The sequence below is a fragment of the Syntrophales bacterium genome (assembly GCA_023229765.1).
In the GTDB taxonomy this organism is placed as follows: Bacteria; Desulfobacterota; Syntrophia; order Syntrophales; family UBA5619; genus DYTH01.
Genome location: JALNYO010000009.1, coordinates 1 through 14,878, shown reverse-complemented (window position 1 = coordinate 14,878; position 14,878 = coordinate 1). Strand labels below are relative to the sequence as shown.

General features: G+C 48.6%; 14 protein-coding genes and 2 rRNA genes. 5 read left to right on the top strand and 11 right to left on the bottom strand.

The features are described from left to right. The first annotated feature begins 103 nt into the window (after positions 1-103). The 5 genes from M0P74_06735 to M0P74_06715 all read left to right on the top strand — a co-directional run bounded on the left by M0P74_06735 (position 104) and on the right by M0P74_06715 (position 4,349). On the top strand, positions 104-739 hold the full coding sequence (locus M0P74_06735) for an MBL fold metallo-hydrolase (GenBank protein ID MCK9363279.1): 636 nt from the start codon (positions 104-106) through the stop codon (positions 737-739). 12 nt (positions 740-751) lie between these two features. After that, complete coding sequence (locus M0P74_06730) at positions 752-1,636, top strand: phosphoribosylaminoimidazolesuccinocarboxamide synthase (GenBank protein ID MCK9363278.1); 885 nt, start codon at positions 752-754, stop codon at positions 1,634-1,636. A gap of 86 nt (positions 1,637-1,722) precedes the next feature. Then, the gene (dnaJ, locus tag M0P74_06725; GenBank protein MCK9363277.1) at positions 1,723-2,787 is read left to right on the top strand and encodes a molecular chaperone DnaJ; all 1,065 of its coding nucleotides are present in this window, start codon (positions 1,723-1,725) and stop codon (positions 2,785-2,787) included. Positions 2,788-2,840: 53 nt separating this feature from the next. Further along, a complete protein-coding gene (locus M0P74_06720; GenBank protein MCK9363276.1) occupies positions 2,841-3,242 on the top strand; it encodes a DUF3568 domain-containing protein in 402 nt (133 codons plus the stop codon). A 129-nt stretch (positions 3,243-3,371) separates the two neighbouring features. Further along, the gene (locus M0P74_06715) at positions 3,372-4,349 is read left to right on the top strand and encodes a flippase-like domain-containing protein (protein MCK9363275.1); all 978 of its coding nucleotides are present in this window, start codon (positions 3,372-3,374) and stop codon (positions 4,347-4,349) included. Here M0P74_06715 and M0P74_06710 read toward each other — a convergent pair. From M0P74_06710 to M0P74_06660, 11 genes are all read right to left on the bottom strand, one after another. Beyond that, on the bottom strand, positions 4,346-5,749 hold the full coding sequence (locus M0P74_06710; protein ID MCK9363274.1) for a sigma-54 dependent transcriptional regulator: 1,404 nt from the start codon (positions 5,747-5,749) through the stop codon (positions 4,346-4,348). The genes M0P74_06715 and M0P74_06710 overlap by 4 nt on opposite strands. Before the next feature lie 118 nt (positions 5,750-5,867). Beyond that, on the bottom strand, positions 5,868-8,093 hold the full coding sequence (locus tag M0P74_06705; GenBank protein ID MCK9363273.1) for an ATP-binding protein: 2,226 nt from the start codon (positions 8,091-8,093) through the stop codon (positions 5,868-5,870). Next, positions 8,093-8,659: a DUF4390 domain-containing protein gene (locus M0P74_06700; GenBank protein ID MCK9363272.1), complete on the bottom strand. Its 567-nt coding sequence runs from the start codon at positions 8,657-8,659 to the stop codon at positions 8,093-8,095. The genes M0P74_06705 and M0P74_06700 overlap by 1 nt, the downstream gene beginning before the upstream one ends. Positions 8,660-8,874: 215 nt before the next feature. Beyond that, on the bottom strand, positions 8,875-9,804 hold the full coding sequence (lpxC, locus tag M0P74_06695; GenBank protein MCK9363271.1) for a UDP-3-O-acyl-N-acetylglucosamine deacetylase: 930 nt from the start codon (positions 9,802-9,804) through the stop codon (positions 8,875-8,877). 215 nt (positions 9,805-10,019) lie between these two features. Then, positions 10,020-10,586: an epoxyqueuosine reductase QueH gene (locus tag M0P74_06690; protein MCK9363270.1), complete on the bottom strand. Its 567-nt coding sequence runs from the start codon at positions 10,584-10,586 to the stop codon at positions 10,020-10,022. After that, positions 10,583-11,632 (bottom strand): Holliday junction branch migration DNA helicase RuvB, encoded by a 1,050-nt coding sequence (ruvB, locus tag M0P74_06685; GenBank protein MCK9363269.1) that lies wholly within the window; start codon positions 11,630-11,632, stop codon positions 10,583-10,585. Before ruvB ends, M0P74_06690 begins: the two co-directional genes overlap by 4 nt. A gap of 53 nt (positions 11,633-11,685) precedes the next feature. Then, positions 11,686-12,291, bottom strand: a complete 606-nt coding sequence (gene ruvA, locus M0P74_06680; GenBank protein ID MCK9363268.1) for a Holliday junction branch migration protein RuvA — start codon at positions 12,289-12,291, stop codon at positions 11,686-11,688. Between the two features lies 1 nt (position 12,292). After that, complete coding sequence (gene ruvC / locus M0P74_06675) at positions 12,293-12,763, bottom strand: crossover junction endodeoxyribonuclease RuvC (protein ID MCK9363267.1); 471 nt, start codon at positions 12,761-12,763, stop codon at positions 12,293-12,295. Between the two features lie 81 nt (positions 12,764-12,844). Continuing rightward, a complete protein-coding gene (locus M0P74_06670; GenBank protein ID MCK9363266.1) occupies positions 12,845-13,597 on the bottom strand; it encodes a YebC/PmpR family DNA-binding transcriptional regulator in 753 nt (250 codons plus the stop codon). 103 nt (positions 13,598-13,700) lie between these two features. Then, a 5S ribosomal RNA gene (rrf, locus tag M0P74_06665) occupies positions 13,701-13,816 on the bottom strand. Between the two features lie 72 nt (positions 13,817-13,888). Continuing rightward, positions 13,889-14,878, bottom strand: a 23S ribosomal RNA gene (locus M0P74_06660); the annotation flags it as partial.

Below are 14,878 nucleotides of genomic sequence, written 5' to 3'. Positions count from 1 at the left end.
ACTGCAGTTGGATTGCAATCGGCAAATAGCATTGACTTTATTCAACAAGAGTGATAGCTTTCACCGCCTTATAAATACCGTTAGCAGCGGGGAGGGAATGAAAATGTTTATCGAACAACGGCAGGTCGGGCATATAGGGGTTTTCTCCTACCTTGTGGGAGACGAAGCTTCCGGGGAAGCGCTGGTAATAGATCCAGCGGCCGATACGGAAGGAATAATCGGCTTGGCGGCGAAACACAACGTCCGGATCAGCGCTATAGTGAATACGCACGGCCACGTGGATCATATCGGCGGCAATGCGGACATGAAAAGGATAACCGGCGCAAAAATCATCATCCACGAGGACGATGCGGATATGCTGATTCACACCCCGGCAGAGCTGCTGCGAATGTTTGACGCCCAACCATCGCCTCCCGCGGACCAGACGGTTACCGATGGCGACATGATCCAGGTTGGGGGGATAAAGCTCCGGGTTATCCACACCCCCGGCCATTCTCCGGGAAGCATGGTTCTGTTTGTCGATGGATACGCCTTTACCGGCGACACATTGTTTGTCGAGGCTGTAGGCCGGACCGACCTTCCTGGCGGTTCCTGGGATACAATGTTCGCTTCCATCCAAAATAAACTGCTCATCCTTCCTGATGAAACCGTGGTGTTTCCCGGCCATAATTATGGAAGTTCCCCTAGTTCGACGATTGGTCATGAAAAAAAATATAACCCCTTTCTGCGTGATTTTTAAAAGGAGATCAACATGGACAGCCAAGGAATCATGAAAACGGATTTTCCGGGAATGATGCTATCCGGCACGGGAAAGGTGCGCGACATATATGACCTGAATACGCACCTTTTGATTGTAACAACGGATCGGATATCCGCCTTTGACCATATTATGCCGAACCCCGTCCCGGGCAAGGGGGAGGTGCTGACAAAGATGTCCGCCTTCTGGTTCAAAAAAACGGAGGATATCATCGCCAATCATCTAATTTCGACGAATCCTGATGAATATCCCGTGGAGTGCGCCCCCTATAAGGACATACTGAAAGGCCGGAGCATGCTGGTCAAAAAGGCAAAGCCCTTGCTGGTTGAATGCGTTGTCCGCGGCTATTTGAGCGGCTCCGGATGGAAGGATTACCAAAGTGGAAAGACTGTTTCCGGCATAATGCTGCCGGCAGGGCTCAAAGAATCATCCCGGCTGCCGGAAGCCATTTTCACCCCCTCGACAAAGGCGCCGGACGGAGAGCACGATATGCCAATCAATCGCACGGGGATGGAAAAGCTGATCGGAGCGGAAATGACAGCAAAAATCGTCCGCACGAGCCTTGCCATCTATGCAAGGGCCGTTGCTATTGCGGATTATGCGGGAATTATCATTGCCGATACAAAGATGGAATTCGGCATCCTAAACGAGGAGCTTATCCTGATAGACGAACTCCTAACGCCTGATTCTTCCCGTTTCTGGCCAAAGGATGACTACGAAGAGGGACGTCCGCAGAAGAGCTTCGACAAACAATTTCTGCGTGATTATCTGCTGTCGATCGGCTGGAACCAGAAACCGCCTGCCCCGGAACTGCCCGCCGCTATAGTCGCCAAGACGGCCGACAAATACCGGGAGGCGTTAAATCGATTGGTAAGATAACTCCCGGACCGGGTTGACATGTACGGTGGAGATGTCTATTTTACAATTATACAAAAATAGAAAGTTAGAGGGAATATCGGTCAAGAATGGCTACGAAACGTTGTTACTACGAGATTCTCGGCGTTGACAGAAACGCCGATGCGGACCAGATCAAACAAAGCTATCGCAAAATTGCCATGCAGTGCCACCCGGACCGAAATCCGGGCAACAAGGAAGCTGAGAATCTGTTCAAAGAGGCTGCCGAGGCGTACGAGGTGTTGAGCGACCAGGAAAAACGGGAGCTCTATAACCGTTACGGACATGAGGGTCTAAACGGCGCCGGATATCATGGATTTTCTGGATTTGAGGACATTTTTTCCAGCTTCGGGGATGTCTTCGGAGATGTTTTCGGCTTCAATACAGGGCGCTCCCGTGCGCGCACATCAGCCAGGGTGGGCGCGGATTTACGGTATGACTTGCAGATATCTTTCATGGATGCAGCGCTCGGAATAAACACCGAGATTGAATTGGACAAATATGCGGCTTGTCCGGAATGCCACGGATCAGGATGCGCCCCGGGAACCGCTCCGCAGACATGCAGCCGCTGCAACGGACGAGGACAGGTAACACAGTCGAGCGGTTTTTTCAGCATCAGTACAACCTGTCCGCAATGCAATGGCAGAGGGACCATAATCGCCGCCGCCTGCAAAAAGTGTTCGGGGACGGGCAGGGTGATCATTACTAAAACAGTTCAGCTCAAGATACCGGCCGGGGTGGAAACCGGCTCCCGACTCCGCCTGCGCGGCGAGGGGGGAGAAGGCGAAAATGGAGGGCCCAGCGGAGATTTGTACGTTTTCATAGAGGTGAAACCTCACGAGCTCTTTGAGCGAAAAGAGGACGACATCTATTGCCATATTCCCATCACCTTTGCCGAGGCTGTTCTCGGGGGAAATATCGAAGTGCCAACCCTGACAGGAAAGGAAAAAATTAAAATACCGAAAGGAACGCCGAACGGAAAGGTGTTTCGTCTGAAAGGAAAGGGCATCCCCCATTTGCGCAATTATGGCCGCGGGGATCAGCTCATAGAAACGGTGATCAGCGTTCCTGAAGGCATTACCAAGAAGCAGGAGGAACTCCTGCGCGAATTCGAGCGACTTGGCCGGAACAATTAACCTTTGGATAAACTGTAGGCACTCGGTCTGTTAGTTGGAAAGAGAGGTAAATTATGCGGAAAACTGAAAAGTGGCTTTTATCTTTGGCGGCGCTGGTATTTTTGCTCGCGGGCTGTGCGGCGGCTCTGGTTGGCGGGGCGGCGATAGGGGCCGGTTCCGGGACCTACTTTTTTATTAATGGCGAGCTGAAAACAGATTACTACCAATCATTCGATGATGTTTGGAAGGCTTCCGAAAAAACGGTGGCGGATATGCGGGGCGTGGATGTGATACCCGAAAAGGAGATCGGCAAAGGGAAGATCACCTCCCGGATAAATGGAGAAAAAGTTGACATATCTGTATCCTATAAGGCAAAAAACGTGACCACCGTTGCAATCAGGGTGGGACTTGTCGGACACAAGCTCTCTTCCCAGTTGATTCACGACAAGATCGGGGATAATCTTTCCCGAAAATAGTTTATCTTGCCAAAGCCAATCGGCTCGTCTTGCCCGGGGCAAAGCGGCTTGCATCCACCATGCTGAGGACAACGGGAACCCGAAGTTTAATGCTCTTATAAAACGACGATTAATGTCCACACAAGGCCAATGAGAATAAAGGTTATTACAGGCCTGTTGATCAGCGCGCTTTTGGTCTGGCTCTCATTCCGGGGCATCGACATCGGTGAGGTTTACAGTTCCCTTCATAAAATAAACGGCGCCCTGGTAATATCATCGCTTGCGGTCATGATTTTGATGCAGGCACTCCGGGCAATTCGTTGGGGATTTATACTTAAGCCTCTTGATCCGCTCATCAATAAATTTACAATCTTTTCCATAACAAGCGTCGGTTTTCTGGCTATTATCGCCATCCCGGCGCGTCTCGGCGAGTTGGCCCGACCTTATCTAATCACAAAAAAAAGTCGTGTCCCGATGAGTTCCGCCCTCGGCACCATTTTTGTGGAAAGGGTACTGGACATCCTGACAGTTCTTGTCATTGCCGCCGTGGTTTTCTTTTTAACACCCCTTCCTCTCTGGCTTTTTCGTGCCGGGGTATCATTATTTATCTTTACTGCAGTTATATTCGGCTTAATGATAATGGCCCTCCGCTGGAAGGAAAAGACGGCGCTCCTGCTGATCCCGGTCATCGCCAGAATACCACCCAAGATAACAACAAAAATAGCTGAAATAACGGGTTCTTTTGTCGAAGGATTAAGCATTATGAAACATCGCTCGCTTTTTGGCGCGGTGGTGATCCTGTCGCTGATAATCTGGCTGGCCGACGCCCTGGCAATTTACCTTCTCTTTCTGGCCTTCTCTCTAAATCTGCCGCTTACCGCTGCATTTGTCATCATGATCATTCTGATTGCCGGGATCGCAATCCCGGTTGCCCCCGGGTTCATTGGCAACTGGCATTACTTCTGCATTTTGGGCTTGGGGTTGTTCAACGTGGCAAAAACGGAAGCGCTCACCTTCGCAGTAATATATCACGCCCTATCTATCGGGATAATAATAGTTCTCGGGGTTGTTTTTCTTCCCCTTTACAGCTTCTCGCTTGACGACCTGAAAAGTCGGGATAAGCTCTAACCTTCCTCAGTTTCCCCGGAATCAGTTTTAGGATCGAGGCCATAACCGCGAATTTTTTTATGGAGGTGACTTCTCTCCATGCCGATCGCCTCGGCTGTCCGGGAAATGTTGCCGCTGAAGTCGCGTAACCGGCGGATAATGTACTGACGCTCGAAATCCTGTTTCGCCAATCGGAAAGAATCGGTTGAAATTTCTTCCTTATTTGGTGAATTCTCTTTTTTATGAACATTAAGCTCTGCTTTGCCCAGCTCCGAAAAGATGTCCGTCTTGGAAATTACATCCGCAGGCGTCGTTATTATCAATCTTTCCACAACATTCTTAAGCTCTCGCACGTTTCCCGGCCAGTCGTGGTTCATCAACGTCACAAGCACCTCTTCGGTAACAGTTTTTACCGTCTCTCCTTCCCTCATCGCAAAATCCTTGAGGAACCTGTCTACCAGAAGGAGGATATCATCCTTACGATCTCGGAGCGGCGGAACACGTAGCGGAATGACATTAAGGCGGTAAAAAAGATCCTGGCGGAACCGGCCTGCATCCATCTCTTTTTCGAGTTCTTTATTGGTTGCCGCAAGCACCCGCACGTCTGTCTGAATGAGACGGTTGCCGCCAACTCGTTCAAATCTTTTCTCCTGCAAAATCCGCAAGACCTTGGCCTGTGCCTTCAGACTCATATCGGCGACTTCATCGAGGAAAATAGTTCCCTCGTTCGCCATTTCGAACTTTCCCCTTCTTTTCGCCGTCGCCCCGGTAAAAGATCCCCTTTCGTGACCGAACAGTTCGCTTTCTATCAAATCTTCCGGGATTGCCGCGCAATTAACCTCAATAAAAGGTTTTTGCGCCCGGCGACTCTGGTGGTGGAGAGATCGGGCAACGAGCTCTTTCCCCGTCCCGTTTTCACCCATGATCAGTATCCAGGCATTGGTGGGGGCAACGATATCGATCATCTCCTTCAGTTCGAGAATAACACTGCTGCTGCCGGTCAATTCGTATTCATGGCTGACCTTTTGACGGAGCAGAATGTTTTCCTCTTCCAGCCGGACAAAATCCAGGGCATGGTTGACCACCAGGATCACCTTCTCCAGTGACAGGGGTTTTTCAATGAAGTCAAATGCCCCCAGCTTGGTCGCCTTAACAGCCGTCTCAATGGTTCCGTGGCCGGACATCATCACTACCTGTATCTGGGGATAAGAGGCCTTGATGGATTTCAGAACAGCGATCCCATCCATTTCCGGGAGCCATATGTCCAAAAGCACAAGATTGGGCTGTTCATCCTCGATGAGACGTAATGCCTCTTCGCCGCTTCCGGCCTTCAGAACCTCATAGCCTTCATCTGTCAGTATCCCGCCCAGCGCCTGGCAAATACTCTCTTCATCATCGACAATCATTATTGTTTTATTCATAAATGTAACTCATCCTTCAACATGCTTATTACGAAATCGGAATGTAACCGAGCGCTTCCTTAACGAAACAAAAAAGTTAGTTACCTTTCAATATCTTCCGCATAGGAAGGTGCAAAATTTATTTTTTATCCTCAACCGGCAACTCGAAGATAACAATGGTGCCTCCTCCTGGATTATCCTCAACAAAGACTCTTCCATGATGATCATCAATAATGGAACTTACTATCGCCATTCCCAACCCCGTTCCTGTCTTTTTTGTGGAAAAATAAGGTTCAAACATCTTTACCCGATAGTCGGGCGGAATACCACAACCATTGTCGGCGACCGTCACCCTTGCCGCCTTTTTTTCACCATCGTAGAGGCTCCAGACCGCTATACGACCATTATGGGCAGGCAGGGCGGCAACGGCATTGTCGAGCAGATTGACCATAACTCTCTTAATCTGTTCACTGTCCATCATCAATGGAGGAATATCATCCCCCGGGTTAAAAGAAAAATCAACCTCCCGATGGGCATCTTTAAACATGATTACCGAGTTCTGAATGGTCTCGTTCAAGTCCTTGAGGCTGAGATTTGTAACCGGCAATCGCGCATAACGGGAGAACTCATTCACGAGATTTTTCAATACCTCAACCTGATCGATTATCGTTCGCGTACATTCCCAGAAGACCTCTCCGTCCTCCTGGAATCTGTTGCCATATTTCCGTTGGAGACGTTGCGCGGAAAGCTGTACCGGCGTAAGAGGATTCTTGATTTCATGGGCCATCCGCCTTGCCACCTCGCGCCATGCCGCCGTCCTCTCCGCTCTCTGCAGTTGGGTAATGTCTTCAAAAACCAAAGCCAGACCCATCTCCCGGCCTTCATCGTCACGAATCTCCGTAACCGTGATAAGGATAGTCAAAGCCCGTTCCCCTTGCAGGACATCTATCTGTTTTTCAATGAAACCGCTTCCGCCCTCCCGCATCTCCTGCAGAACCGATTCTGCCAGGATCCGGTGATCGGGAATCAGCACCTCATCATAACGCTTCCGGACAATGCTCCGGTAGTTGATGCCAAGCATCTTCTCCGCCGCCCGGTTGATCGTGGTGATAAAACCGCTGCTGTCAATGGAAATCACGCCAGCCGAAACATTGCGGAGAACGGTTTCCATATAATTGCGACGTCGCTCCAAGTCAATATTTGCCTGCTCCAGACTGCCTTTACTCTTTCTGAGATCCTTGGTCATCTGATTAAAGGAATCCACAAGAACGCCCAGCTCATCGTCCGCAACAGTGTCAATCTGATGTTCCAGATCCCCTTGCGCAACCCGGCGCGTCCCCTCCGCCAAGTTTTGCAACGGTACAGTAATCCCCCTTGCCAGGTAGATGCCAAACCAGGTTGCGGAAAAGATGATCAACAGCATCACAATGAAAAGGGTTATTATGTAACCAAATTTGATCGGCGTCTTCAGAAGGGACAGTTGCCTGTATTCCTCGGATGCCTTTGATATTACATTTATTCTTTCTGTAATTCCCGCAGGCAGGAAATAACTGACCGCAACAAACCCTACCACCTCTTTGGGCAAGGACTGCGAAAAAACAGGGACAACCCCTCGTATCAAATCGCCGCTTTTGATCTGTTCCGTGACCGTCAATTCCTGACCGGTAAATACGCTTTCAATTTCTCCGGGAGAAAGATGCTTCGGCACAATCAATGAGTATTTGCTGTCTCGTAATATCAGGTTATTCTTATGATTATTAATCTGAACCTCGACCATGTTGAGCTTATAGGTCTTGTGCCGTCTCTCTACCAAGGCCTCCAAATAAGAAAATTTTTCGACCTCATAAAGGCTGTTGCTCGTAATATCGGCACTTAGTTGACGGGCATAAAATTTCGCTTGCTCGGCCGATTGCTGATAATAAATCTGCGCGACCTCCAGCGTTCGGTTCAAGGCCTCGCCGATACGGATGCTGAACCAACTATCAATGCTGGAAGAAAGAAAATTGATCGATACCAGAAACAGTAATACCGTAGGAATAAGGGACAAACCGACAAAGGCTGCAACCAGACGGGTACGCAAGCGGGAACCAGCAATCCCGTGCCGTCTTTCAAGGATCAGTTTGACGATATTCCTGATAATCAGAAAGAGAAGAAGGATGATTAAGATGATGTTGATGTTTATCAGGCCAAAAATCAAAACATTTCCGGAAACGGGCAGAACCAGGGTTTCACCGCGAAATAACAGGCTTTCCATATAGGTAGCCCCGGCAATGAGCGCTATCGTAATAAAAATGATAATCCATTCACGCTTCCTTCTTCTTGCCTCCCGAGGATCAAGTTGTGCCGTCCTGGTAATTTTCTCCATCAGAACAAGAACCTTTCCTGGCGCCAGTCTGTTTCAAAGTCCCAGCTTGATATGAAAAAAAACAGATATTCAAGATGGAGCGGCAGGCGCACCTTATCCAATTTTGCCTTCAGTTTTACCAGGTAATACTCATTTTTCGTTAAAGCGCCAAGCCCTGCCAATGGAACCGCATTGACCTCAGCCATCATTCTCTTGGCGTTTTCAAAATCGGGAAAATTTACCCATGTTTTCTGATTATCTACCGAGACATTAAATATTTTTTTTACATTGTCGTACTTTATAGTATGGTGAATTTCTATGTTTATTATTTTCTTGTTCGGAAACCAGGAACGTTCTTTATAAAGATGAATTTGAAACGTAAAGGCGGTAGGAACGCCAGCCAAAATTGCATCTTCTATTTCTGAGTTAAAGCAATCTGCTACACGAGCATATAGCAATAAATTCGTCTGGCCGTTCGTCACTAAAAGATCCGCGATGGACGCCTTTTGCGCCTGTAGGGAAGAGGGGGCAAAAAAAAGAGAGAACACCAATAGACAAGTTACCAGCAAAGGCTTGACAGTTAGCATACAACCGCCTTAAGTTATTCGAGTTTATATCAATTCCTGATTTAGGCAAAAGGAATGAATATAACGAACCAAATTTTTAAAATGCTGAACTTACTATGAATATAGTAAAAGAGTGGGACGTAAAAAGCAAGACCTATCTGCAATCAGCAACGTCAGGGTCAAACTGCCGGCAAATTCCCGACAGCAAAAGAGGGCGCCGGGGCTAAAAGCGAAACTTAATGTTGATAATCCAAGACATGAAAAGAGGGCGCCCGCAGGCTCTCTCTTTTGAGAAGCATCCCCTCTATATTAAAATTATTCACAAGAACCCAGCAATCCTGCCGCAGCAGAAGTTCTTTAAGAAGCAGGTTGTTCAAGCGGTGACCGGATTTTGAGGCCACAAAATGACCAATAATGGGAATCCCCAGCAATGCCAGATCTCCTATCGAATCAAGTATTTTGTGTCTCACAAACTCGTCCGGAAAACGGAGCCCTTCCTTATTGATAATCCGGTTTTCATCAAGAACTATGGCGTTTTTAAGAGAACCGCCCAGCGCCAACCCCCGGGCCTGCAGATACTCCACATCGCGCAGAAACCCAAAGGTTCTCGCCGCGCTGATTTCTTTTTCGTAAGAAACGTCCGAAAATTTAAAATTGTATGACTGAGCGCCAATATCTTTATGCTTAAATTCAATATCATAGGTTATCTCAAATTCCGAGGACGGGATAAACATGGCGGCACCCTCCCCCTCGGAAACCGCTACCTTCTTCTTGATAACCAAAATTTTTTTTACTTTCCCCTGCGGCCTCGTGCCGACATTTTTCAGGAGTTCCACAAACGGTCGAGCGCTGCCGTCCATAATCGGCAATTCGGAAGCGTCAATCTCAACAATGGCATTGTCAACGCCCATGCCGCTGAACGCGGACATAAGGTGCTCAACCGTCGAAACGGTGGCGCCATTGGCTCCAAGGGTCGTCGCAAGCGTTGTATCAACAACGTTATGGACATCCGCCTTGATTTTGTTGCGAGCAGGCAGGTCCGTGCGTACAAAAACAATCCCCTCATCAACGCCCGCCGGTCGAATTACCATTTCAATCTTTCTTCCGGAATGCAAACCGACACTTTTGCATGCTATCTCATTTTTTACCGTTCTTTGCAGAAACATTCCCGTCTATCTTTCCAAAAATAATTTTTCATACCTCATCAAAACAACTTCCGGTACTGAACAGCAATATTAATGCCATCCATCGTAATATTTTATCAAAATAAAAATAGGGCCAACCATCTATAAACAGGTAATTTCTATCGAGCTTCGAAAAACATCCTTAGGGGATTGACCGGCAACTGTGTTTTAAAGTACACACCCCGGGGCATGTTTGTTCATACGGAAGGCTTAACAGTTTTGCTTTTGGGACTGCGATAGTAGCGCTCCTTCTCACTGTATATGCATCCACAGTAAGGCTGCCGATACATCCCCATCTCTTTGGAAACCTGGACTCCCTCAAGCCAACCCTCCCGAAAATCACGATACAGGAAGGCAACTCCCTGCTTTTTTGCCTCTTCCTCGGCGATTTGCCTAATCAGGTCGTGTTTTTGATAGCGGCTGTACAAAAGGGTGGTGCTAAATGCGTCAAAGTCATGCTCACGGGCGGTACGCGCCGCCCAGGAAAGTCTTATCCGGTAACAGTAGCTACAGCGGTCATCTTCATGGAAGACAACCTGACGCAAGAAGTCTTCGAACGGGTACAAATCATCATCCCGCATCAACTTAAAGCTGACTTGCTCGGCGTAAGCTATTAGCGTATCGAGGCGTCTTTTATACTCCATGTAGGGATGTATATTGGGATTATAGAAGAGACCCTGCACCTCGTTACCCTCCTCGCGGAGGATCCGCAATGGGTAGAGCGTGCACGGGGCACAGCAGGAGTGGAGTAAAATTTTCTTCAAAATAGCCCACCTTGATTTGCCTCGGCCCATTGCCGCCCGAAATGCTTATATGCGAGCCTGGTCGCGATTCTTCCCCGGGCGGTTCTTTGCAGATAACCCTCCTGAATAAGGTAGGGCTCATATACATCTTCGATCGTCTCCCGCTCTTCGCCGATTGCCGAGGAAAGGTTGTCGATGCCGACCGGGCCGCCTCCAAACTTGTCGATTACCGCAAGCAGAATATTGCGATCCATCTGATCAAATCCTTTCTCATCGACATCGAGCATTGCGAGGGCCTGTTCTGCAACATCCCTGTTTATAATACCATCGGCCCGCACCTGGGCAAAATCCCTTACCCTCCTCAACAGACGGTTGGCAATTCGGGGCGTACCCCGGGAACGCCGGGCCAGCTCCGCAGCGCCCTCCGCCCCGATATCGACCCCCAGAATCCTGGCCGAGCGACAGATGATGATGGAAAGCTCCTCCGGCGTGTAGAACTCGAACCTGAAACTCATGCCGAAGCGATCCCTGAGCGGCGAAGTCAGAAGGCCAGCCCGTGTTGTGGCCCCGATCATCGTAAATTTCGGGATATCAAGTTTCATCGAACGGGCGGATGGTCCCTGCCCGATTATTATATCGATGTAGAAATCTTCCATCGCGGGATAGAGTATCTCTTCCACCACATGCGACAGGCGATGAATCTCATCAATGAAAAGGACGTCATTTTCGTGCAAATTGGTAAGTATTGCGGCAAGGTCCCCCGGCCTTTCAATAACCGGCCCGGAGGTAATCTTTATGTCAACACCCATTTCCCTCGCCATAATGTAGGCAAGGGTGGTTTTTCCCAGCCCGGGAGGACCGTATAAAAGAACGTGATCAAGGGACTCTTTTCTTAGTTTGGCAGCCTCGATGAAAACGGAGAGATTCTTTTTAATCTTCTCTTGTCCTATATATTCGGCAATGGTTTTGGGGCGCAAGGAGAGATCGTAACCATCATCTTCGGCAATAACGTCTGGAATTGTAAGGGGATTCTTGGGCGATATTAATAGGGAATCGGATTTTTTCACGTCATCTTCCAGAAAAATTAAAAAAATTTTATAAATACTGCAAGTTTTAAACGTCAGGCGGAAAGAATGCGCAACGCCCTTTTCAGAACCTGATCGATCGAAGGAAGCTTGTCATTTTCCTTTATTATCTGCTCGACAACATCTTTAGCCAATGCGCCTTTATACCCGAGATTGACTAACGCGGAAAGAGCGTCTTCCTTCAGATGCTCGTGTTTCGGGACAGCCATCCCACCGGATTTGTAATTATCTATGCCGAGTTTTACAACCTTGTCCTTTAGTTCCAGAATCATCCGTTCCGCCGTCTTGCGGCCTACCCCGGGAATGGCGGTCAGGCGCTTCAGATCCTCGCCCGCAACAGCCCTGAACCACTCCTCTGCCGGAATTCCGGAAAGAATATTTATCGCCAGCTTGGGCCCGATGCCGCTAACGGAAATCATCATCTGAAAGACATCCCGCTCAATCTCTGTGCTGAATCCATACAGGCTGATGGCGTCTTCTCGCACATACATGTGGGTTTGCAGGATAACGGGAAGACCTGGATCAGGAAGCTCATAAAAGGTGCTGAGGGGGATATATACAAGGTAACCAACGCCATTTACATCGATAAGGCAATTCAAAAGAGATTTCTGAACAATTATGCCATTTAGCGAAGCAATCATCTCAAACCTGTTCAGTCTTTAAAAAATTGATATGACAGATGGCGGCAGCCAGGGCATCAGCGGCATCCGGGGGAGGAATCTCCGCTAATTTAAGGATATTTTTTACCATCATCTGCACTTGTCTCTTCTCGGCAAAACCATAACCGGCGACAGCCTTTTTTATTTCCAGCGGGCTGTATTCATAAACAGCCAACCCTTCCTGGGCGCCGGCAAGAACGGCAACACCACGCACGTGTCCCTGCTTAATCAAACTGTGGACATTCTTGCCATAAAAAATGTCTTCGATTACCAGTATCTCAGGGTTAGAGCGCCGAATCGCCTCTTTTATCCCCCTGTACACATCCATCAGGCATACCGACAGACTGGCACCCTTTGACGGCTTTATCTCTCCATAAAAAACGCACTCAAATCTGCTCTTTACCGTCTCGACAACACCGTAACCAGTAACTTGACTGCCCGGATCAATACCCAAAACCCTCAATTCACTTATACCTTTCGCTTACGCTTCAATCCGGTTTTACTGCATTTATAAGCATTTTACAAATCTGGCAGGCTATTGACTCAATTTATCCATTATTTCATCGGAAATATCGAAGTTGGCATAAACATTCTGGACATCGTCATTGTCTTCAAGCTTTTCCATCAGCTTCAACATCTGCTCCGCCTTGGCTTCTTCCAATTTAACGGTATTCTGCGGAATTTTACCTACACTCGCCTCAAGATATTTCCATTTTTTATCCGATATGGCCTTTTTGACATTTTCAAAGGCAACTGGCTCTGTGATTACTTCCCATTCGGAATCCTGATCCCGGACATCATCTGCTCCCGCCTCCAGGACAACTTCCAGGAGCTCATCCTCGCCAACCGTCTTCTTGTCGATAATTATACTGCCCTTTTTGTCAAACATCCATGATACGCAGCCATTCTCCCCCAGATTGCCGCCGTGCTTGGAAAGAATATGCCGTATTTCGGCGACTGTTCTGTTTTTATTGTCGGTCATCACATCAACCAGCACCGCTACCCCCCCTGGTCCATACCCCTCGTAGGTAGTCTCTTCGTAGGCTGCGGCGCCGGCAAGCTCGCCAGTGCCTTTCTTTATCGCCCTGTCAATATTATCTTTGGGCATGTTGACTTCCTTGGCGTCAAGAACCGCCTGCCGCAAGCGGGGATTGCCCTCAATATCCCCGCCGCCCAGTCGTGCCGCGAGGGTAACTTCCTTAATCAATTTAGTAAATATCTTACCCCTTTTCGAATCAATTTCGCCCTTTTTCCTTTTGATTGTACTCCATTTAGAATGCCCGGACATGGCTTATACTCCTTGATTTTTTGATGGATAGACTCATAGCATACGCTAAGCGCAATTGTAAAACAAAAAAAACCCCTTCCACTGGGGAAGGGGCTAAAAAAAATTTCGGCGGCACCTACTCTCCCACACAGTCACCCATGCAGTACCATCGGCGCTGGAGAGCTTAACTTCCGTGTTCGGAATGGGAACGGGTGGATCCTCTCCGCTATCGCCACCGAAATATCCTATAATGGCAAACAATTGCATATTGTGTTTTAGAACCAAGTGCATCATCAAATCAAAATAAATATTATGGTCAAGCCTCACGACCGATTAGTATCAGTAAGCTCAACACATTACTGTGCTTGCACACCTGACCTATCAACCTCGTGGTCTACGAGGGGTCTTTAGTCCTGATGTCTCCACCAGGAGGGATATCTTATCTTGAGGTGGGCTTCCCGCTTAGATGCTTTCAGCGGTTATCCCTTCCGAACTTAGCTACCCAGCGATGCCGTTGGCACGACAACTGGTACACCAGAGGTTCGTCCATCCCGGTCCTCTCGTACTAGGGACAGCTCCTCTCAAATATCCTGCGCCCACAACAGATAGGGACCGAACTGTCTCACGACGTTCTGAACCCAGCTCACGTACCGCTTTAATTGGCGAACAGCCAAACCCTTGGGACCTTATTCAGCCCCAGGATGCGATGAGCCGACATCGAGGTGCCAAACCACGCCGTCGATGTGAACTCTTGGGCGTGATAAGCCTGTTATCCCCAGAGTACCTTTTATCCGTTGAGCGATGGCCCTTCCATGCGGAACCACCGGATCACTAAGACCTGCTTTCGCACCTGCTCGACTTGTAGGTCTCGCAGTCAAGCTCCCTTATGCCTTTACACTCTACGGCTGGTTTCCAATCAGCCTGAGGGAACCTTCGCGCGCCTCCGTTACACTTTAGGAGGCGACCGCCCCAGTCAAACTACCCACCAGACAATGTCCCTGACCCGGATTACGGATCGAGGTTAGAACTTCAGAATAATCAGGGTGGTATTTCAAGGTTGGCTCCATGAAAACTAGCGTTACCACTTCACAGCCTCCCACCTATCCTACACAAACCAGTCCGAAATTCATTGTCAAGCTATAGTAAAGGTTCATGGGGTCTTTCCGTCTAGTTGCGGGTAACCGGCATCTTCACCGGTTGATTAAATTCGCTGAGCTTCTCGTCAAGACAGCGCCCAAATCGTTACGCCATTCGTGCAGGTCGGAACTTACCCGACAAGGAATTTCGCTACCTTAGGACCGT

Excerpts from the sequence above, each read along its gene's own strand:
- M0P74_06720 (MCK9363276.1), top strand. The coding sequence starts at position 2,841 with ATGCGGAAAACTGAAAAGTGGCTTTTATCTTTGGCGGCGCTGGTATTT.
- M0P74_06715 (MCK9363275.1), top strand. The coding sequence starts at position 3,372 with ATGAGAATAAAGGTTATTACAGGCCTGTTGATCAGCGCGCTTTTGGTC.
- dnaJ (MCK9363277.1), top strand. The coding sequence starts at position 1,723 with ATGGCTACGAAACGTTGTTACTACGAGATTCTCGGCGTTGACAGAAAC.
- M0P74_06700 (MCK9363272.1), bottom strand. The coding sequence starts at position 8,659 with ATGCTAACTGTCAAGCCTTTGCTGGTAACTTGTCTATTGGTGTTCTCT.
- lpxC (MCK9363271.1), bottom strand. The coding sequence starts at position 9,804 with ATGTTTCTGCAAAGAACGGTAAAAAATGAGATAGCATGCAAAAGTGTC.
- M0P74_06735 (MCK9363279.1), top strand. The coding sequence starts at position 104 with ATGTTTATCGAACAACGGCAGGTCGGGCATATAGGGGTTTTCTCCTAC.
- M0P74_06670 (MCK9363266.1), bottom strand. The coding sequence starts at position 13,597 with ATGTCCGGGCATTCTAAATGGAGTACAATCAAAAGGAAAAAGGGCGAA.
- M0P74_06730 (MCK9363278.1), top strand. The coding sequence starts at position 752 with ATGGACAGCCAAGGAATCATGAAAACGGATTTTCCGGGAATGATGCTA.
- M0P74_06705 (MCK9363273.1), bottom strand. The coding sequence starts at position 8,093 with ATGGAGAAAATTACCAGGACGGCACAACTTGATCCTCGGGAGGCAAGA.
- M0P74_06710 (MCK9363274.1), bottom strand. The coding sequence starts at position 5,749 with ATGAATAAAACAATAATGATTGTCGATGATGAAGAGAGTATTTGCCAG.
- ruvA (MCK9363268.1), bottom strand. The coding sequence starts at position 12,291 with ATGATTGCTTCGCTAAATGGCATAATTGTTCAGAAATCTCTTTTGAAT.